The organism is Streptomyces sp. NPDC008139 (assembly GCF_042957025.1).
Classification (GTDB): domain Bacteria; phylum Actinomycetota; class Actinomycetes; order Streptomycetales; family Streptomycetaceae; genus Actinacidiphila.
Map to the genome: position 1 here is coordinate 180,885 of NZ_JBIBHM010000003.1, position 18,745 is coordinate 199,629.

Here is an 18,745-nt window from a genome sequence, read left to right on the forward strand (position 1 = left end):
CGGCGGCCCCTTCCGCGTTACGAGGCGGTGGTGGCGAGCTGCGAGTCGCGCCGTACGAGCGCGGCGTAGCGGCCGTCCTGGGCGAGCAGTTCGTCGTGCGTGCCGCGCTCCATGATCCGGCCCGCGTCGAGGACCACGATCTGGTCGGCGTCGCGCACGGTGGACAGCCGGTGGGCGATCGTGATGGTGGTGCGTCCCGTGGACAGCGAGTCGATCGCTTCCTGGACGTCGTGTTCGGTCCGGGTGTCGAGCGCGCTGGTGGCCTCGTCCAGGATGAGGACGGGCGGGTCGCGGAGGATGGTGCGGGCGATGGCCAGGCGCTGCTTCTCGCCGCCGGAGAAGCGGTAGCCGCGTTCGCCGACGAGGGTGTCGTAGCCGTCGGGCAGCCCCGAGATGTGGTCGTGGATCTGGGCGGCCTTCGCGGCGGCGCGGATCTCGTCGTCGGTGGCCTCGGGCTTGGCGAAGCGCAGGTTCTCGGCGACCGAGGCGTGGAAGAGGTACGTCTCCTGGGAGACGACGCCCACCGCGTCGGCGAGGGTGTCGAAGGTGAGGTCGCGTACGTCGGTGCCGTCGAGCGTCACCTTGCCGCCGGTCACGTCGTACAGCCGGGGCACCAGGTAGCTCAGGGTGCTCTTGCCGGAGCCGGTGGCGCCGACGACGGCGAGGCTGCTGCCCGCGGGGACGGTGATGTCGATGTCGCGCAGGGTCGGCGCGCCGGACTCGGGGTCGTAGGCGAAGTCGACGTGCTCGAAGCGGACGTCGCCGCGCACCCGGTCCAGGGTCCGGGCGTCGGGGCGCTCGGTGATGTCGACGGGCAGGTCGAGGTATTCGAAGATGCGCTGGAAGAGCGCGAGCGAGGTCTGGACGTCCACGCCGGTGGACAGCAGCGACACGGACGGGCGGAAGAGGCCCTGCTGGAGCGAGACGAAGGCGACGAGGGTGCCGATGGAGACGGCGGGCGCGCCGTTGGACATGGTCAGCCCGGCGGCCCAGTAGAGCAGTGCGGGCATCGCCGACATGACGATGCCGATGGTGGACATCCGCCAGCGGCCGGACATGCTGGAGCGCACTTCGAGGTCGACCAGGCGCTCGGACTCGGTCGAGAAGTCGCGGGTCAGGGAGTCGGAGCGGCCCATGGTGCGGCCGAGCAGGATGCCGCTGACGGACAGCGACTCGGTGACGATCGCGGACATCGAGGCCATCTGCCGCTGCCGGTTGGTGGCGATCCGCTTGCGTTCGCGGCCGACCCGGCGGGCGATCCAGACGAAGAGCGGGAGCAGCAGCAGCGAGACGACGGTCAGCCGCCAGTCGAGGGCGAGCATCGCGATGACGGAGGCGATGACCGCCGTCAGGTTGGAGACCAGGGAGGTCGCGGTCGAGGTGACGGTGGCCTGCATGCCGCCGATGTCATTGGCGATCCTGGACTGCACCTCGCCGGTGCGGGTGCGGGTGAAGAAGGCCAGCGACATGCGCTGGAGGCGTTCGTAGACGGCGGTGCGCAGGTCGTGCATGACGCGCTGGCCGACGGTGGTGGAGATCAGGGTCTGGAGCACGCCGAAGACGCCGGTGGCGACGGCGGTGGCGATCATGCCGAGGGCGAGCAGACTCAGCAGGCCGGTGCGGCCCTGCGGTATCGCGGTGTCGAGGATCGCCCGCAGCAGAAACGGCGAGGCGACCGAGACGAGGGAGGAGAGGCCGACCAGGGCGCCGACGACGGCGAGGCGGCCGCGGTAGGGACGGAAGAGCCGCAGGATGCGGCGCATGTCGACGGGGGTGTCGGGCTTCTTCTTCGGTGATGTCCACCGGGAGGCGAGTTCTCGTTCGTGATCGGGGCGCAAAGGACTCCTTGAGAGTTCAGGCAGATGCTGACATTGGGAGTATAGGTCATTGTTACCTATGCTCACAATGGACATGGTCCTGATACGCTCGTCACATGGAATCCCGCACGACAGCCGTGCCGTCGGGCCCGGTGACCGCCGGCCTCACCACGACCTCGCCGGACGAGATCACGGGACGGCTCGCCGACCAGCTCATCCGGCTGAGCCGCCGCCTGCACAAGTCCCAGCGCCACCTCATGGAGCCGCTGGGGATCACCCCGGCCCAGGCGCGACTGCTGCGCACCCTCGCGCACTGCGACGAGCCGCCGCGGATGGCCGATCTCGCCCGGCGCCTGGAGGTCGTGCCGCGGGCCGTGACGACCCTGGTGGACGCGCTGGAGGGGCTGGAGCTGGTACGGCGGGTGCCCGATCCGAGCAACCGCCGGGTGATCAGGATCGAGCTGACCGAGGCGGGCGGCGCCGCGCTGCTGGAGCTGCGCGGGGCCCGCCGTACGGCCGCCGCCGAACTGCTGGCCCCGCTCGACGACGGCCAGCGCGCGGCACTCACCGCGCTGCTGGCCGTACTCGACGAGGAGGCGCCGCACGGCGGCGGCCACCGGCCGTCGCGCTGAGCGGCGCCCGCGGGCTCACTCGGCCAGGTCCGCCGGGGCGGTCTGGCCGCCGATCTGCGGCCCGACCTCGGCGGTGCACGCGCTGCACCGGCGGGCGGCGGTCGGTATCGCGGTCAGGCACTCGGGGCACTCGCGGACCGGGGCCGCCGCCGCCTTGGGGAAGAACTTCTCCTGCATGCGGTTCATCGGCAGGACGACCAGGAAGTAGATCACCGCGGCGACGATCACGAAGCTGATCACCGCGTCGATGAAGGCGCCGTAGGGGAAGGTCACGCTGGAGACCGTGAACTTCTGAGCGGCGAAGTTGCCCGTGGCGCCGGAGGCCAGGCCGATGAGCGGCGTCAGGAACGCCTTGACGAAGGCGGTCACCAGAGCGGTGAAGGCCGCGCCGATGACGATGCCGACCGCGAGGTCGACGACGTTTCCACGGAGCAGGAACGTCCGGAAGCCTCTCATGGGTGGGGGGTCCCCTCTGTAGTCAGGAATTGGAACACCACAGTGTGCCGGTCCTCACCACAGAGGGGTAATCGGTCGATGAGCAGATCAATTACGCCAGGTGTCGTTGAGTGTGACCGCCCCGCTCGACGGGACCGTCGCCGTCCGGTTGGCGCCGGATTCCCACGTCACGTTGCCGCTTCCGTCCTTCCGTATGTACTTGTACTGGAACGAGGTGCCCGCGGGCATCGCCACGTCGAGCTTCCACACCGGGTAGCTCGCCGACGACAGCAGCAGGGCGCTGCCGGTGTTCCAGTTGCCGAGGGTGGAGTTGTCGCCGACGACGTAGATGTTCTGGCCGAAGACCGTGGTGGCGTTCACCGCGAAGGAGGCGGCGGACGACGGGTTGGTGCTGCCCCCGGTGCTGCCGCTCGTGGTGCCGCCGTTCGTCGTGCCGCCGTTCGTCGTGCCGCTGCCGCAGGGCGCGCCGACGTACAGCGCGACCGCGTCGTTGGAGCCGATGGTGGCGGTGAACTTGCCGTCGGAGCCGACGGTGTAGCTGGTGCCGCTGTGCTGGACGTCGCAGTAGGAGCCGGCGGGCAGTGAGGTGGTGAAGGTCTGGGTGAGCGGGCCGCCCTCGTGGTTGATCGCCACATACCCCTTGCTGCCCCGGCCGAACGCGATGGCGTTGTTGCCGTTGGACCACCAGTTGGTGACGGCGGTGCCGGAGACCGCGTTGCGGAAGCCGACCATGTTGGCGATCTGCGGCCAGGCGTGCTGGCACTTCCAGCCGTCGCTGTAGCAGGCGTTGACGGTGCCGCCGTTGGGCGCGCCGGCGTCGTTGTTGGAGAACTCGTAGCCGGAGTAGACGTTGGGCGAGCCGTACGGCCAGGCCAGCAGGTAGACATTGGCGAGGGTGTACGTGGCGCCGTTCTTGTAGCTGAGGGTCGAGCCGTTGCGCTCGGTGTCCCAGTTGTCCACGAAGGTGCGGGCCTTGTCGCTCGACAGGTAGCCCGCGCCCCACGACGCGCCCCAGTTGCTGAGGGAGGCCAGCTTGTCGCCGGTGAAGATGCGCTTGAGGTCGAAGGCGCCCTGGAAGGCGTCCACGTCACCGGTGTTGACGTACTCGCCCGGCTGTACGGCCTCGCCCGCGCCGTAGATGGCCTCCTGGGCCCAGTAGATGCCCGGGTTGCTGAGCTTGGCCTTGATGGCGGCCAGGTCGGTCTCGGCCATGTGCTTGGCGGCGTCCACCCGGAAGCCGTCCACGCCCAGCGCGATCAGGTGGTTGAGGTAGGCGGCGATGGTGCCGCGTACGTAGTCGCTGCCGGTGTCGAGGTCGGCGAGGCCGACCAGCTCGCAGTTCTGGACGTTGTTGCGGTCGCCGTAGTTGTTGATGTCACTGCGGCAGGTGTGGAAATCCTGGTTCTGGTAGTAGCCCGGGTAGTTGTACTTGCTGTACGTCGTACCGCCCGTGCCGGTGCCGGAGCCCGACGTCATGTGGTTGATCACCGCGTCGGCGACGACCTTGACGCCCGCGCTGTGGCAGGTGCTGACCATGTTCTGGAACGAGCTCTCGTTGCCGAGCCGCCCGGCGATCTTGTAGCTGACCGGCTGGTACGAGGTCCACCACTGGTCGCCCTGGATCTGCTCGGAGGCCGGGGAGACCTCGACGAAGCCGTAGCCCGCGGGGCCGAGGGTGTCCGTGCAGGCCTTCGCCACGGAGTCGAACTTCCACTGGAAGAGCGTCGCGGTGACGTCCTTGCTGCCGGGCGGAGTGGCGTCCGCCTGTTGCGAGGAGAGGGCGAACAGACCGGCGGCGGCGACGATCGCGGCCAGCGCGCCGTTCAGGACGCGGGATCTCATGGGCGGCTCCTTCGGTGAACGGGCAGAGTTCTGCCCTCGAAGGCAGCCACGCGCCTGGCCGCCGGGTGGGGGGTACGGGCCCCGTTGTCCTCGGGGCCCTCGGGTTCCGCCCAGGAGCTTCCCGCCGTGCATGCGTACACGTCAAGATGTCGGCGGAAGAACTTTCGCTGTTTTGCTGCAAGTTGTTGCCGAAACACTCCCCCGCGGACCTCGGCTCGTTCCCGTCGCTCACAGGAAAACCTGTTGACCCGGTACGGGCCGCAAGACGAGCCTTGCTCCTCTCCGACCGGATTCCGGCGGGATGTCCGCACGGGCGGAAGCCGTCAGGTACGCGGCTGCCCGCCGACATCTCGCGCGAACCTCCAGCGGCCGTATCCGCAACCGCGGCCGTAGCCTCGTCCGCCGACACTCGCTCACACCCGCACCGAACTCAGGACATCATGCCGTCCCTCCGTAAGCTCCCCCTGTCCGATCCGGGCGTCCCCGACGCCCGGACGGGATTCCGCTTCCTGCTCTGGCTGTCATTCCGCGAGGGGAAGGGCCTGGCAGCCGCCACCGCGTGGGGCATCCTGCACATGGCGGCCGTCGCGTCGTTCCCCGCGGCCGTCGGAATGGCCGTGCAGTCGGTCGTGGACCGCTCGGGGTCGCGGCTGGCGCTGTCGGGCGGGCTGATGCTGCTGCTCGGCGTGCTCACCGCGCTCGGCGACACGATGCTGCACCGTACGGCCGTCACGAACTGGATCAGCGTCGCGGCGCGGGTCCAGCAGTTGCTCGCCCGTAAGACGGTCGAGCTGGGCTCGGTGCTCACCCGCCGCGTCGCCGCGGGCGAGGTCGTCGCGGTCAGCACCGGAGACGTGGAGAAGATCGGGTGGTTCGTCGAGGCGCTGGCGCGCTTCACCTCCGCCCTGGTCGCCACGGTCGGCGTGGCCGTCGCGCTGGTCGTCTACGAGCCCGCGCTCGGCGTGATCGTGGCCGCGTCCGTACCGGTGCTGGCGCTGGCCGTACTGCCGCTGCTTCCCGCCGCCACCAAGCGGGCCGACCTCCAGCGGGAGAAGGCGGGCAAGGCCACGGAACTGGCCTCCGACACTGTCGCCGGACTGCGGGTGCTGCGCGGCATCGGCGGCGAGGAGCTGTTCCTCGACCGCTACCGTCGCGCGTCCCAGCAGGTCAGGACCGCCGCCGTGCACAGCGCCCGGATGTGGGCGGCGATCAGTGCCGTCCAGGTGGTGCTGCCGGGGCTGCTGCTGGTGGCCGTCGCCTGGGACGGCGCCCGGCTGGCGATGGACGGCCGGATCTCGGTCGGCGCGCTGGTGACCGTCTACGGCTCGGTGGCCTTCCTGATGTTCCCGCTGCGGAATTTCGAGGAGATCGCCATGGCCTGGTCCTTCTCGCGGCCCTCGGCGAAGCGGGCCGCGCGCGTACTGGCGCTGACCCGGGAGACCGCCGGGGGCGCGGCCGTCTTCTCCGAGGGGAGCGTCGCTCCCGAGGAGGCGGGCGCGCTGGTCGGGGAGATGTACGACCCGGAGTCGGGGCTGCGCGCTCCGGCCGGGCTGCTGACCGCCGTGGTGTGCGGCGACCCGGACGCGGCGGGCGTACTGGCCGACCGGCTCGGCGGGCACAGCCCGGTCCGCGCGGAGGGCGAGGCGTCGGCGCTGCTGGGCGGGCAGGCGCTGGACGCGCTGCCGCTCGCGGCGGCCCGCGCGGCCGTGCTCGTCCAGGACAAGGACCCGGTGCTGCTGTCGGGAACGCTGACCGAACTGCTGGGTGTGCCGTCCTCCGGCCGGGTCACGGCGGAGCAGGCGCTCACCGCCGCGCAGTGCGCGGACGTGCTGGACGCGCTGGCGCAGTCCGCCGCCGACCCCGCGGGGGTGGCGGGCGACCCGATGTCGGCGCGGATCACCGAGCGCGGCCGGTCACTGTCCGGCGGCCAACGGCAGCGGCTGGCACTGGCCAGGTCACTGATCGCCGACCCCGAGGTGCTGGTGCTCGACGAGCCGACCTCGGCGGTGGACGCGCACACCGAGGCCAGGATCGCGCGCGGCCTCAAGGAACTGCGGGCGGGTCGCACGACGGTGGTGCTCACGTCGAGCCCGCTGGTCCTGGACCGCGCCGACCGGGTGGTCTTCGTGGACGAGGGCACGGCGACGTCGGTCGGCGACCACCACGAGTTGCTGCGCACCGACCCGCGCTACCGGGCGGTCGTGACCCGCGAGAGCGAGCCGTCCGACAACCGCGATCCCGGCCACAGCCCCGTCACCGCGTCCGTCGCGGGCTCCGGGGCCGTACCCCACACATCGATGGAGGAATCCGCATGATCGGCCTGCGACCGCCGGAGTACGACCCGGCCGCGCCGCAGGAGAGCGCCACGCTGCCGGTGGGCTCCCCCGCGACCGTGCGCGGCTATGTGCGCGAACTGGCGAAGCGGCATCGCGGTGCCTTCGCCCTGCTGGTGACCGTCAACACCGTGTCGGTACTGGCCTCGATGGTGGGGCCCTACCTACTCGGCGGTCTGGTCGAGGACCTGTCGAAGGGCGAACAGGACATCCATCTCGGACGGGCGGTCAGCCTGTTCCTGGCCGCCCTCGTGGTGCAGGCGTACTTCGTGCGGCTGGTACGGCTGCGCGGCGCGATCCTCGGCGAGGAGATGCTGGCCGATCTGCGCGAGGACTTCCTCGTACGGTCGGTGTCGCTGCCGCCGGGTGTGCTGGAGCGGGCGGGCACGGGCGATCTGCTGTCGCGGATCACGACGGACATCGACCGGCTGTCGAACGCGATGCGCGAGGCGGTGCCCGAGCTGGCCATCGCCGTGGTCTGGGCCGGGCTGCTGCTCGGCGCGCTGACCGTGACCTCGCCGCCGCTCGCCCTGTCGGTGCTGGTCGCGCTGCCGCTGCTGCTGGTGGGCTGCCGCTGGTACTTCCGGCGCGCCCCAAAGGCCTACCGCTCGGAGGCGGCCGGATACGCGGCGGTGGCGGCGGCGCTGGCGGAGTCCGTGGACGCCGGCCGCACCATCGAGGCGCACGGTCTCGGCGACCGGCGCGAGAAGCTGTCGCGGCAGCGGATCGGGCAGTGGGTGGCGTGGGAGCGCTACACGATGTGGCTGCGCAGTGTGCTGTTCCCGGTGATCAACATGACGCACGCGCTGATCGTGGTCGCGGTGCTGATGATCGGCGGCACCTTCGCCCTCAACGGCTGGATGACGGTCGGCGAGCTGACCACGGGCGCGCTGTACGCGCAGATGCTCGTCGACCCGGTGAACATGATCCTGCGCTGGTACGACGAGTTGCAGGTCGCCCAGGTGTCGCTGGCCCGGCTGGTCGGGGTGCGCGAGGTGGCCGAGGACGAGCCGGACCACACCGTCTCGCCCGACGGCCGCGAGATGGCCGCCGACGAGGTGCGGTTCGGCTACCGGGCGGGCAGCGACGTGCTGCACGGCGTCAGCCTGACGGTGCCGCCGGGTACCCGGGTGGCGCTGGTCGGCCCGTCAGGCGCGGGCAAGTCCACGCTCGGGCGGCTGCTCGCGGGTATCTACGCGCCGCGTGCGGGCGAGGTCACGCTGGGCGGCGCCCAGCTGGCCCGGATGCCCGCCGAGCGGGTGCGCGAGCATGTGGCGCTGGTCAATCAGGAGCACCACGTCTTCGTCGGCACACTCCGCGACAATCTGCGGCTGGCGCGGACCGGTGCCACCGACGACGAGCTGTGGACGGCGCTGCGCGCTGTCGACGCCGAGGACTGGGGCCGCAATCTGGCGACCGGTCTCGACACCGAGGTGGGCTCGGGCGGCGCGGTGCTCACCCCGGCGCAGGCGCAGCAGCTCGCGCTGGCCCGGCTGGTGCTGGCCGACCCGCACACCCTGGTGCTGGACGAGGCGACCTCGCTGCTCGACCCGCGCGCCGCCCGGCATCTGGAACGCTCGCTGTCCCGGGTGCTGGACGGCCGTACCGTGATCGCCATCGCGCACCGGCTGCACACCGCTCACGACGCGGATGTGATCGCGGTGGTCGAGGACGGCCGGATCAGCGAGCTGGGCAGTCACCACCAGTTGGTGGACGCCGACGGTGCCTACGCGGCGCTGTGGCGGTCGTGGCACAGCTGACCGCGGTGGTGTGGCGCGGGGCCCCGCGGCACTGCCGCCGGGCCCCGCTCGCGTGCGAGGGGTCCCGCGTCAGCCGAAGACGCCCAGCGCGCCGAGCGCGCAGCCGCCGCCCGCCAGGAAGAAGACCGGGGTGAGCACCTTCAGCTCCACCCAGCTCCCGGCCCGGAAGCGCATGAACTTCGGCGGTCCCATCGGGTACCAGCGGCGGCGGCCGATCGGGATCGGCCACAGGATCGGGCACCCGGAGACGGTCAGCGCGTCTCCGACGCAGTGCACGAGCGAGCCGAGCACGATGGGCAGCCCGATCCACAGGTAGTGCTGGCCGGGGTCGGTGAACAGCCAGTCCTTGCCGTTGCCCGGATTGTCGAGCACGTCGGCGAGCACCCAGGCGCTGGTGGCGCCGAGCAGCCAAACCAGCACGTCACTGGACATCCGGGCCTGCCGCCACAGCAGTCCCTCGACGGCGAGCACCATGTGTATGAACAAGATGACCAGCACCACCCAGCGCCCGCCGTAGACCGCGCCGGCCGAGAAGCCGCCGCCGATCAGGACCGCCCAGAGCCAGGTGTGGGTGAGGGTGCGGTGGCCGCCCGCCCGTCGCGGGTCGCCCTGCATCCGGGTCGCCTTGTAGACGGCGTGCGCCAGGTGCTCGATGATCTTGCACAGCACGCGGGAGATCGGGCCGAACGCGCGCGAGATCGTCGCCGCCTGATGGTCCAGGTCGGGGGCGAGCGCGGCACCAGCACAGATCAGCGCACCGACGACGAGCGTCGGCCAGGGCATGGCATGATCCACACCCGCCGCGACCGCTCCGACGGCCAACCAGGCCGCCGCTCCCGAGAGTGAGTGCGCAGGTCCCATCATGGTGGTGCTCAGCCCCCTACAAGGCCGCCCGCAGGCGGAGTTGACGCATCGTTGACGGCACACCATATCGTTGATGATCACCGCGGCCCGCTCCGGTTCAGCCGCGCGCCCCCGGTACAGGCAAGATGGTGGGGTGACCCTTATCGATCAGATGCCTCCCGCCCCGGACCCCGATGCCCTCTTCGAAGCGTTTTCGACGTGGGCCGAGGGTCAGGGGATCACTCTCTATCCGGCGCAGGAGGAGGCGCTCATCGAGGTGGTCTCGGGTGCGAACGTGATCCTTTCCACCCCCACCGGGTCGGGAAAGAGCCTGGTGGCGGCGGGTGCGCACTTCGCCGCACTGGCCCGGGACGAGGTCACCTTCTACACCGCGCCGATCAAGGCGCTGGTGTCGGAGAAGTTCTTCGACCTGTGCAAGCTGTTCGGCACCGAGAACGTCGGGATGCTGACCGGTGACGCCTCGGTCAACCCGGACGCGCCGGTGATCTGCTGTACCGCCGAGGTCCTCGCCTCCATCGCGCTGCGCGACGGCAAGAGCGCCGACGTCGGCCAGGTCGTGATGGACGAGTTCCACTTCTACGCGGAGCCGGACCGCGGCTGGGCCTGGCAGATCCCGATTCTCGAACTGCCCCAGGCGCAGTTCCTGCTGATGTCGGCGACGCTGGGTGACGTCTCCCGCTTCGAGGAGGACCTGACCCGCCGGACCGCCCGCCCCACGGCGGTCGTGCGCTCGGCGACCCGGCCGGTGCCGCTGTCGTACGAGTATGTGACGACGCCTTTGACGGAGACGCTGACCGAACTGCTGGAGACCCGGCAGTCCCCGGTCTACATCGTGCACTTCACGCAGGCTGCGGCCGTCGAGCGGGCCCAGGCGCTGATGAGCATCAACATGTGCACCAAGGCCGAGAAGGACGCCATCTCCGATCTGATCGGCCACTTCCGCTTCACCACCACCTTCGGCCGCAACCTTGCGCGCTTCGCCAAGCACGGCATCGGCGTCCACCACGCGGGGATGCTGCCCAAGTACCGGCGGCTGGTCGAAAAACTCGCCCAGGCGGGTCTGCTGAACGTCATCTGCGGCACCGACACCCTCGGGGTCGGCGTCAACGTGCCCATTCGCACCGTGCTGTTCACCGCGCTCACCAAGTACGACGGCACGCGGGTGCGGACGCTGCGGGCGCGGGAGTTCCACCAGATCGCGGGGCGCGCCGGGCGGGCCGGTTTCGACACCGCCGGGTTCGTGGTGGCGCAGGCGCCCGAGCACGTCATCGAGAACAAGAAGGCGCTCGCCAAGGCCGGGGACGACCCGAAGAAGATCCGCAAGGTGGTCCGCAAGAAGCCGCCCGAGGGTTTCGTCAACTGGTCGGATCTCACCTTCGAGAAGCTGATCGCCGCCGAACCGGAGCCGCTGACCTCCCGCTTCCGCGTCACCCACACCATGCTGCTGTCGGTGATCGCCCGGCCCGGCAACGCCTTCGACGCGATGCGGCACCTGCTGGAGGACAACCACGAGGACCGCCGCCACCAGTTGCGGCACATCCGCCGGGCCATCGCCATCTACCGCTCGCTGGTCGACGGCGGTGTGGTCGAACGCCTCCCCGAGCCGGACGCCGAGGGCCGCATCATCCGGCTGACCGTCGAACTCCAGCAGGACTTCGCCCTCAACCAGCCGCTGTCCACCTTCGCCCTGGCCTCCTTCGAACTGCTCGACAAGGACTCCCCCTCCTACGCCCTGGACATGGTCTCGGTGGTGGAGTCGACCCTCGACGACCCGCGGCAGATCCTGGCAGCCCAGCAGAACAAGGCCCGTGGCGAGGCCGTCGCCGAGATGAAGATGGACGGTGTCGAGTACGAGGAGCGGATGGAGCGTCTTCAGGACGTCTCCTATCCCAAGCCCCTCGAAGAGCTGCTGTCGCACGCCTACGGCATCTACCGCCAGAGCCACCCGTGGGTGGGCGACCACCCGCTGTCGCCCAAGTCCATCGTCCGTGACATGTACGAACGCGCCATGACCTTCGGCGAGTTCACCTCCTACTACGAGCTGGCCCGCACCGAGGGCATCGTGCTGCGCTACCTGGCCGGCGCGTACAAGGCGCTGGAACACACGGTGCCCGACGACCTGAAGTCGGAGGACTTCCAGGACCTGACGGCGTGGCTGGGCGAGTTGGTGCGCCAGGTCGACTCCAGCCTGCTGGACGAGTGGGAGCAGCTCGCCAATCCGGAGGTGGAGACGGCCGAGCAGGCGGCGGAGCGGGCCGACCAGGTCAAGCCGGTCACCGCCAACTCCCGCGCCTTCCGCGTGCTGGTGCGCAACGCGATGTTCCGCCGGGTCGAGCTGGCGGCGCTGGAGAAGTACCACCAGCTCGGCGAGTTGGACGCCGAGGCCGGGTGGGACGCAGACGCCTGGGCGGACGCGATGGACGCGTACTGGGACGAGTACGACGACCTCGGCACCGGTCCCGACGCACGCGGCCCGAAGCTGTTGCAGATCGAGGAGCAGCCGGAGCACGGCTTGTGGCGGGTCCGGCAGACCTTCGCCGACCCCAACGGTGACCACGGCTGGGGGATCTCCGCCGAGGTCGACCTCGCGGCCTCCGACGAAGAGGGCCGCGCGGTGATCCGGCTGACCGATGTCGGCGAGCTGTGATCCGGTGCACGACGAAGGGGACGCGATGACGAACCCGGCCGAGAGGCTGGTGGATCTGCTCGACCTGGAGCGGATCGAGCAGGACATCTTCCGCGGGCAGAGTCCGCAGGAGCGGTTGCAGCGGGTTTTCGGCGGCCAGGTGGCCGGGCAGGCGCTGGTCGCCGCGGGCCGCACCACCGACGGCGGGCGGCCGGTGCACTCGCTGCACGCGTACTTCCTGCGGCCGGGCCGGCCCGGCGTGCCCATCGTGTACCAGGTCGAACGGGTCCGTGACGGCCGTTCCTTCACCACCCGGCGGGTGGTGGCGATCCAACAGGGCCGGACGATCTTCAACCTGACCGCCTCCTTCCATCAGCCGGAACCGGGATTCGAGCACCAACTGCCGATGCCCGAGGTGCCCGAGCCCGACGACCTGCCGGGACTCGGCGAAGAACTGCGTGCGCATCTGGACGTGCTGCCCGAGGCGCTGGAGCGGATGACCCGTCGCCAGCCCTTCGAGATCCGCTATGTGGAGCGGCTGCGCTGGACGCCCGAGGAGATCGAGGGCGCCGAGCCGCGCAGCGCGGTGTGGATGCGCGCGGTCGGGCAGCTCGGCGACGACCCGCTCGTGCACACCTGCGCTCTCACCTACGCCAGCGACATGATGCTGCTGGACGCCGTACGTGTGCCGATCGAACCGCTGTGGGGACCGCGGGGGTTCGACATGGCGTCCCTCGACCACGCCATGTGGTTCCACCGGCCTTTCCGCGCCGACGAGTGGTTCCTGTACCAGCAGGAGTCACCCGTCGCGACGGGTGCCCGCGGTCTGGCGCGGGGGCAGATCTTCGACCGGCGGGGACGTCTGCTGGTCTCGGTGATGCAGGAAGGGCTGTTCCGCAAGATCGGCGGCTGACCTGCGTCCGCGCAGCAGCCCCAGCAGCCCGCGTCGCGGGCGCCTGCCCTCCCCGACCGGCCTGCCCGGCGGCCGGCCGGCGCCCCGCTTCCGGTGCGGCGCCGCGTGCCGGGCCCGCTCGGGCGCGGGCCTCCCTCCCGTGTGCGGCCCGCCTGGCTCACTCGGCCCCGGCTCCGGCTCTGGCTCCGGCTCCGGAAGTCGTTCAGGTTGCTGCGGCACCCGCTCCACAGGCGGGAGCGCGAGCGGCGGACGGTCCGTCGGGGCGAACGCCGGGTGCGGTGCGGGCTGTTCGGTCCGGGCGCGGCCCAGCGCGTCCGCGAGGGCGACCAGGGCCAGCGCGATCTCGTCCGGATGGTCGGCGGTCGTGAGGCTTCTCGTCAGCTCGGGTGAGGCGAGCGGTCCTGGGCGGCCCGGAGGCAGCGCCGCGCGGATTCCGCGCAGCCGGGCCCGGTCGAAGGGGTCGGGCACGGCGTCGTCGGTCACATCGGGACCGAGCAGCGCGGCCCAGACGGCGGCCTCGTCCCATGCGTCATGGCAGTCCCGTAGGAGCTGGGCGACCCGGCGGGACCGCCAGCCGAGGGCCCGCTGATCCTGCCCGGCGTCCAGCGCGTCACGCAGTCCCGCGGGCAGCCGCCCCTTCAGCATCGCGGGGCTCGCGGCGGCGAACTCCCGGAGCTCATGGCCGAGGTACACCCACACCAGCGCCCGGTACCGGTTGACGTACCAGCGCACCGGGCGGATCAGCCCGAGCCTCGCCAGCCGTACGAGGCGGTCCCGGCTGATCCCGATCATCGCCGCGCCCTCGGTGCTGGTCACCAGTCGGAGCCGGTCGAGCAGCGCCTGTGGATGGCCTTCCGCCTCCCGCAGCCGGGTCAGCTCGTCCACGGGCACCCGCCACTGGCCGCTGCCGCGCGAGACCGTGCGGATCTCGCCGAGTTGGAGCGCCAGCTCAAAGAGCGTGAAGTCCAGGCCCAGCTCCTCCCGCGCCCGGTTCAGCGTCACCGTCTCCGGCGCCGCCCGCCCGCCTCCCGGCCCTTGTCCCGCCCCGCCGCCCGGCGTCCACGCCACCTGCCGCGTCTCGACGGTCGCCGTACCCACGCTCGTCGCCGCCGTCGTCCCGGCCCTCGCTCCGGCCCTTGTCCCGGCCGCTCCGGCTCTCGTCCCGGAAGCCGCCGCGGAACCCGTTCCCGGCATCGAGGCGGGCGCCGTCCCCGTCGTCGCCTTCGCGTTCTTCGTCGTCGTCGTCTTCGTCGTCGTCGTCTTCGTCGTCGTCTTCACTGTCGTCACTCCCCCGCGAACTTCGATCACTGACAGTGACGAATCTATCGCGTACGGACGACAGCCCGTTCGAAGCCTGTGGATAACTTCGGGACGCCCCGGCTCAGGAAGGTGCCGCGCCCGGTTGCCTGGGAGCCACGCCGAGGTGTTCGCCGACGCGGTGGACGAGCAGCGTCATCTCGTAGGCGACCTGGCCGACATCGGCCTCCATGCCGCTGAGCACGGACAGGCAACTGCCGTCGCCCGCCGCGGTGACGAAGAGGAAGCCGTCGTCGAATTCGACCATCGTCTGGCGCACGCCGCCGACGGCGAACTGCCGCCCCGCGCCCTTGGCCAGGCTGTGGAAGCCCGAGGACACGGCGGCCAGGTGTTCCGCGGTCGGCCGGTCGAGATCGCCGCTGGCGCCCGTGACCAACCCGTCGTTGGAGAGCACGAGCGCGTGCTTCACGTGCGGCACCCGCTTCGTCAGGTCGTCGAGCAGCCATGCGAGCGGTTTGCCCACCGTCATTGCCTACCTCCCGTCTCCGCTGCGGTACGAGCCTGTCCTGCCGGGCCCGCTTCGGCAACCCCCTCTCGGGCCGGGCGGCGCCCGACCGGAGCCGTGAAAGGAGGCGACCGGCGGAAATCAGCCGCCGCGTGGCGCGTACATGATGACACCCACTCCGACCAGGCAGATGACCGCTCCGACGATGTCGAATCGGTCGGGACGGTAGCCATCGAGAGCCATCGCCCACAGGAGAGATCCGGCCACGAAGACCCCGCCGTAGGCCGCCAGGATCCGGCCGAAATCGGCGTTGGGCTGGAGTGTGGCGACGAAGCCGTAGAGGCCGAGCGCGACGATCCCGGCCCCCGCCCAGCCGACGCCGCGGTGTTCGCGCACCGCCTGCCAGATCAACCAGGCACCGCCGATCTCCAGGACGGCGGCGAGCAAGAAGAGCCCGATGGAGCGGAACGTGATCATGCGACCATGATGCATGGCCAGTTTCGAGAGCGGACGCCGCCAGGTCAGGGAGTTCTTCGCCGCGAAGGCCGTGGGGTGGGAGAAGCGGTTCCCCGACGACACTCCCGTCTACGCGGCGGCGGTCGGCGAGTTGGGGCTGCGGCCGGGCGGCCGGGCACTGGACGCGGGCTGCGGTACGGCGCGGGCGCTGCCGCTGATGCGGGCCGCCGTCGGTGCGGCGGGCACGGTGGTCGGTGTCGATCTGACCCCGGAGATGCTGCGGGAAGCCGTCACCCTCGGCCGGGACCAGGACGGAGCGCTGATCGAGGCGGCCGGCGAGGAGCTTCCGTTGCGGGACGCGGCTTTCGACGCCGTCTTCGCCGCCGGACTCGTGCACCATCTGCCGGACCCGGCGGCCGGACTGCGCGAATTGGCCCGGGTGACCAGGTCCGGCGGCCGGTTGGCGCTCTTCCATCCGATCGGCCGCGCCGCCCTCGCCGCCCGCCGCGGGCACGAACTGCGCGCCGACGACGTACGCGCCGAGCCGCAACTGCGTCCCCTGCTGGCCGCGACCGGCTGGGAGCTGGCATCGCTGGACGACTCCGCGGAGCGGTATCTGGCGGTGGCCGTCCGACACGCGTGACCCTGCTCGGCGCCCCGCCACCTGTGACCTCCTCCCAGCGCGCCCCCGGCGCCTCAGCGGCAGCGGTGCCTCAGGCCGCCGCGCCGCCGATCGCCTCCGCGTACGCCTGCGGGTTGTCGAACATCAGGCAGTGGCCGGAGCGCGGCACGGTGATGACGTCCACACCGGCTGCGGCGAGGCCCGCGCGGTCGCGGACATCGGCGCTCAACTCGCCCACCAGGAAGGTGCGGGGGATGTCCAGCCCCACCAGCATGGCGCGCATCGTCGGTTCGGTGCCGCGCGCCAGCGCGCACGCGGTGCGGTGCAGCGCCACCGGGTCGGCGAGCCGCATCGTGGAGCGCCACAGCCAGCCGACGCGCTCCAATGTGGCGGCGAATCCGCCGCAGTGGACGAATTCCTCCTCCGTGTAACCGGCGATGCCGCTGCCCCCCGCGGCGCGGGGCGGCTCCGGATCGAGGTTGGCCTCGGCGAGGACGAGCCGCGAGACCAGCTCCGGCCGCCGATGGGCGAGGACGATCGCGACGGCGCCGCCCATACTGTGTCCCACGACCTCGGCGCCGCGCACATCGGCGGCGTCCAGGACCGCGGCCAGCGCGTCGGCGTGCTCCTCCAGCGAGTAGCCGAAGTCCGCGGGGCGGTCGCTGATGCCGAAGCCGGGCAGGTCGACGAAGAGCGTACGGCGGTTCACGAGCGCGGGATGCGCGGATATGTGCGCGGTGTACGCGCCCGACGCCGCTCCCAGTCCGTGCACATGGACGCGGGCCGGCCCGTCGCCCGCCGCCTCCGTCCACCGCACGTACGCACCCTTTGGTCCGAATTCCGTCTGTCGCACCGCTGCCACCTCTCCTGATCGGCGTCTGAGGCGACCACCATACATCGTCACCGATGTATCGCGTCAACGGTGTATATCGAACATGAGGCAGAGTTGAGGCAGAATGACGGCATGCTGGAACTCGCGATCCTCGGCTTCCTCCACGAGACCCCGCTGCACGGCTACGAACTGCGCCGACGCATCGCCGCGCTCACCGGCCACGTCAGACTGGTCGCGGAGAGCACCCTGTATCCGGCGATCAAGCGGCTGGAGAAGGCCGGTTGGCTGCGGCGCGACACGCAGCCCGGCGCGGTGGCCGCACCGCGCCATGTGCTCACGCTCACCGCCGAGGGACAGGCGGAACTGCGGCGACGGCTCGCCGACCCCGCCGAGTTGGACATCACCGACGAGAACCGGTGGTTCACGGTGCTGGCCTTTCTGCGCCACCTCGCCGACCCGGCGGCGCAGGCCGCCGTACTCCGCCGCAGGCTGGCCTTCCTCGAACAGCCCGCCAGCTTCTTCTACGACGGCGACCGTCCGCTGCGCGCCGAAGAGGTCGACGATCCCTTCCGGCAGGGTGTGCTCACCATCGCCCGGGCCACCAGCCGCGCCGAACTCGCCTGGCTGCGAACGACGTTGACCGCACTCGACGCGAAGAGCTGACAGCGCGGCCGGGACCGGGCCGACGCCGGGCGATCACCAGGTGCGGACCGTCGGGAAATCGGCCGTTCGGCGCCGTACCGCCCGAGCGGATTTCCGGCCATCGCGACCTCTCGACGCGGAGGTTACTCGCTGGTTAAGGTGCGCGGACGAGAGACGGCGGGCGAGGCGAGAGGGACGACGGATGACCGCGGCCGAGAGCCCGGAGGACGACGACGCGCTGTTCGTGCTGACGGCCGCGATGCTGACGCCGGGGCAGTTCCCGGGCGTCCTGGGGGACGACTATCCGGCCGCTTGCGCCGAGTTGGGTCTCGAACCGCTGGCCGACGGCTACGGCCTGGTCTTCGGGCAGGACGGCGGCGGGGCGCGCTGGACCGTGGCGACGACGGACACCGCCACGGTGGCGTGCGCGCTGGCGGCCTGGGACTGCGGACTCGAGTACGACCTGGCGCCCGACGAGAACAGCCTGGCCGCCTCGCTGCCCGGCTGGCCGCTGCCGGTCGCCGTCGCCGTACCCGGCATCCCCGCCCCGCACGACCCGACGGACGAGGAGGGCGGCCGCGCCCCGCTCTCCCCGCCCGACACCTCCGTCTGGGGTCCGCCACAACGGCGCCTCGGGGCCGACGAGATCGCGGTCCGCTGGTTCGAGTGGCGCGACCAGCTCGACGTACCGGCGGAGGCGACTCAGGAGGCGGCCAAGGAAACGGCGGCGGGCACGGATACGGATACGGAGGCAGGCACGGGCACCGACGCCGGAACAGCCGTCGGCACCGAGACGGAAGCCGAGCCCCAAGACGCGGCCGGCGTCCCGGCCGACCCGCCCTCCATCTCGCACACCGGCATCCGCCGCGTCCTCGAAAGCGCGGAGGAGTACGTACGCAATCCGCCGCCGCCCGGCCGCGTACGGGCCGCATATGGTGCGGTGCGGGCGGACGGACCCGGCTGGAGCCTGGTGGGCAGGACCGACGACATCGCCTTCGTGCTGCTGGACGACGCGCCCGGCGAGGTACTGCCGGTCGGCCGCGGCGCCGCCCTGCCGCCGTTGCTGGAAGCCCTCAGCAAGCTGGCCGCGGCCCCGTCCTGACCGCGAAGCCGCGCGAAGAGCCGCGAACACCCATCAGGACTCGCGGGGACCCGCAAGGACTCGCAAGCCCTGCAAAGCCCTGCAAG

The 18,745-nt window shown here is 71.3% G+C and carries 16 protein-coding genes; 8 read left to right on the forward strand and 8 right to left on the reverse strand.

All coding sequences use genetic code 11. The features are described 5' to 3' along the window. Positions 1 to 17: 17 nt before the first annotated feature. Positions 18 to 1,838: an ABC transporter transmembrane domain-containing protein gene (locus ACFZBB_RS07425; protein ID WP_391118771.1), complete on the reverse strand. Its 1,821-nt coding sequence runs from the start codon at positions 1,836 to 1,838 to the stop codon at positions 18 to 20. 95 nt (positions 1,839 to 1,933) lie between these two features. Here ACFZBB_RS07425 and ACFZBB_RS07430 point away from each other — a divergent pair, with 95 nt between their 5' ends. After that, positions 1,934 to 2,449, forward strand: a complete 516-nt coding sequence (locus ACFZBB_RS07430) for a MarR family transcriptional regulator (protein ID WP_391118773.1) — start codon at positions 1,934 to 1,936, stop codon at positions 2,447 to 2,449. 15 nt (positions 2,450 to 2,464) lie between these two features. On the opposite strand, the gene mscL is transcribed toward ACFZBB_RS07430, so the two are convergent. Together mscL and ACFZBB_RS07440 are read right to left on the reverse strand one after the other, a co-directional pair. Continuing rightward, positions 2,465 to 2,905 (reverse strand): large conductance mechanosensitive channel protein MscL, encoded by a 441-nt coding sequence (gene mscL / locus ACFZBB_RS07435; RefSeq protein WP_391118775.1) that lies wholly within the window; start codon positions 2,903 to 2,905, stop codon positions 2,465 to 2,467. A gap of 87 nt (positions 2,906 to 2,992) precedes the next feature. Next, positions 2,993 to 4,747 carry a carbohydrate-binding module family 20 domain-containing protein gene (locus ACFZBB_RS07440; protein ID WP_391118777.1) on the reverse strand — a complete coding sequence of 585 codons (1,755 nt, stop codon included), beginning with the start codon at positions 4,745 to 4,747 and terminating at the stop codon, positions 2,993 to 2,995. Positions 4,748 to 5,187: 440 nt separating this feature from the next. Here ACFZBB_RS07440 and ACFZBB_RS07445 point away from each other — a divergent pair, with 440 nt between their 5' ends. Both ACFZBB_RS07445 and ACFZBB_RS07450 read left to right on the forward strand, forming a co-directional pair. Continuing rightward, positions 5,188 to 7,062: an ABC transporter transmembrane domain-containing protein gene (locus ACFZBB_RS07445; protein ID WP_391118779.1), complete on the forward strand. Its 1,875-nt coding sequence runs from the start codon at positions 5,188 to 5,190 to the stop codon at positions 7,060 to 7,062. Continuing rightward, on the forward strand, positions 7,059 to 8,840 hold the full coding sequence (locus tag ACFZBB_RS07450) for an ABC transporter transmembrane domain-containing protein (RefSeq protein ID WP_391118781.1): 1,782 nt from the start codon (positions 7,059 to 7,061) through the stop codon (positions 8,838 to 8,840). The genes ACFZBB_RS07445 and ACFZBB_RS07450 overlap by 4 nt, the downstream gene beginning before the upstream one ends. Before the next feature lie 69 nt (positions 8,841 to 8,909). Here the strand turns inward: ACFZBB_RS07450 and ACFZBB_RS07455 are convergent, their stop codons facing one another. Continuing rightward, complete coding sequence (locus ACFZBB_RS07455; RefSeq protein WP_391118783.1) at positions 8,910 to 9,704, reverse strand: metal-dependent hydrolase; 795 nt, start codon at positions 9,702 to 9,704, stop codon at positions 8,910 to 8,912. A gap of 133 nt (positions 9,705 to 9,837) precedes the next feature. On the opposite strand from ACFZBB_RS07455, the gene ACFZBB_RS07460 reads away from it, so the two are divergent. Together ACFZBB_RS07460 and ACFZBB_RS07465 are read left to right on the forward strand one after the other, a co-directional pair. Then, a complete protein-coding gene (locus ACFZBB_RS07460) occupies positions 9,838 to 12,351 on the forward strand; it encodes a DUF3516 domain-containing protein (RefSeq protein WP_391118785.1) in 2,514 nt (837 codons plus the stop codon). 25 nt (positions 12,352 to 12,376) lie between these two features. Further along, positions 12,377 to 13,243: an acyl-CoA thioesterase II gene (locus tag ACFZBB_RS07465; protein WP_355346636.1), complete on the forward strand. Its 867-nt coding sequence runs from the start codon at positions 12,377 to 12,379 to the stop codon at positions 13,241 to 13,243. Here the strand turns inward: ACFZBB_RS07465 and ACFZBB_RS07470 are convergent. From ACFZBB_RS07470 to ACFZBB_RS07480, 3 genes are all read right to left on the reverse strand, one after another. Beyond that, complete coding sequence (locus tag ACFZBB_RS07470) at positions 13,130 to 14,521, reverse strand: DUF6397 family protein (RefSeq protein WP_391118787.1); 1,392 nt, start codon at positions 14,519 to 14,521, stop codon at positions 13,130 to 13,132. The genes ACFZBB_RS07465 and ACFZBB_RS07470 overlap by 114 nt on opposite strands. A 103-nt stretch (positions 14,522 to 14,624) precedes the next feature. Then, on the reverse strand, positions 14,625 to 15,029 hold the full coding sequence (locus ACFZBB_RS07475) for a roadblock/LC7 domain-containing protein (RefSeq protein WP_188284368.1): 405 nt from the start codon (positions 15,027 to 15,029) through the stop codon (positions 14,625 to 14,627). Positions 15,030 to 15,146: 117 nt separating this feature from the next. Further along, complete coding sequence (locus tag ACFZBB_RS07480) at positions 15,147 to 15,482, reverse strand: YnfA family protein (protein WP_355346642.1); 336 nt, start codon at positions 15,480 to 15,482, stop codon at positions 15,147 to 15,149. 13 nt (positions 15,483 to 15,495) lie between these two features. Between ACFZBB_RS07480 and ACFZBB_RS07485 the strand changes: the two genes are divergently transcribed. Further along, positions 15,496 to 16,104, forward strand: a complete 609-nt coding sequence (locus tag ACFZBB_RS07485; RefSeq protein ID WP_391118789.1) for a methyltransferase domain-containing protein — start codon at positions 15,496 to 15,498, stop codon at positions 16,102 to 16,104. Positions 16,105 to 16,174: 70 nt separating this feature from the next. On the opposite strand, the gene ACFZBB_RS07490 is transcribed toward ACFZBB_RS07485, so the two are convergent. Further along, complete coding sequence (locus ACFZBB_RS07490; protein ID WP_391118791.1) at positions 16,175 to 16,936, reverse strand: alpha/beta fold hydrolase; 762 nt, start codon at positions 16,934 to 16,936, stop codon at positions 16,175 to 16,177. Between the two features lie 111 nt (positions 16,937 to 17,047). On the opposite strand from ACFZBB_RS07490, the gene ACFZBB_RS07495 reads away from it, so the two are divergent. Further along, complete coding sequence (locus ACFZBB_RS07495) at positions 17,048 to 17,578, forward strand: helix-turn-helix transcriptional regulator (protein WP_391118793.1); 531 nt, start codon at positions 17,048 to 17,050, stop codon at positions 17,576 to 17,578. A 181-nt stretch (positions 17,579 to 17,759) separates the two neighbouring features. Then, complete coding sequence (locus ACFZBB_RS07500) at positions 17,760 to 18,659, forward strand: hypothetical protein (RefSeq protein ID WP_391118795.1); 900 nt, start codon at positions 17,760 to 17,762, stop codon at positions 18,657 to 18,659. Positions 18,660 to 18,745 lie beyond the last annotated feature (86 nt).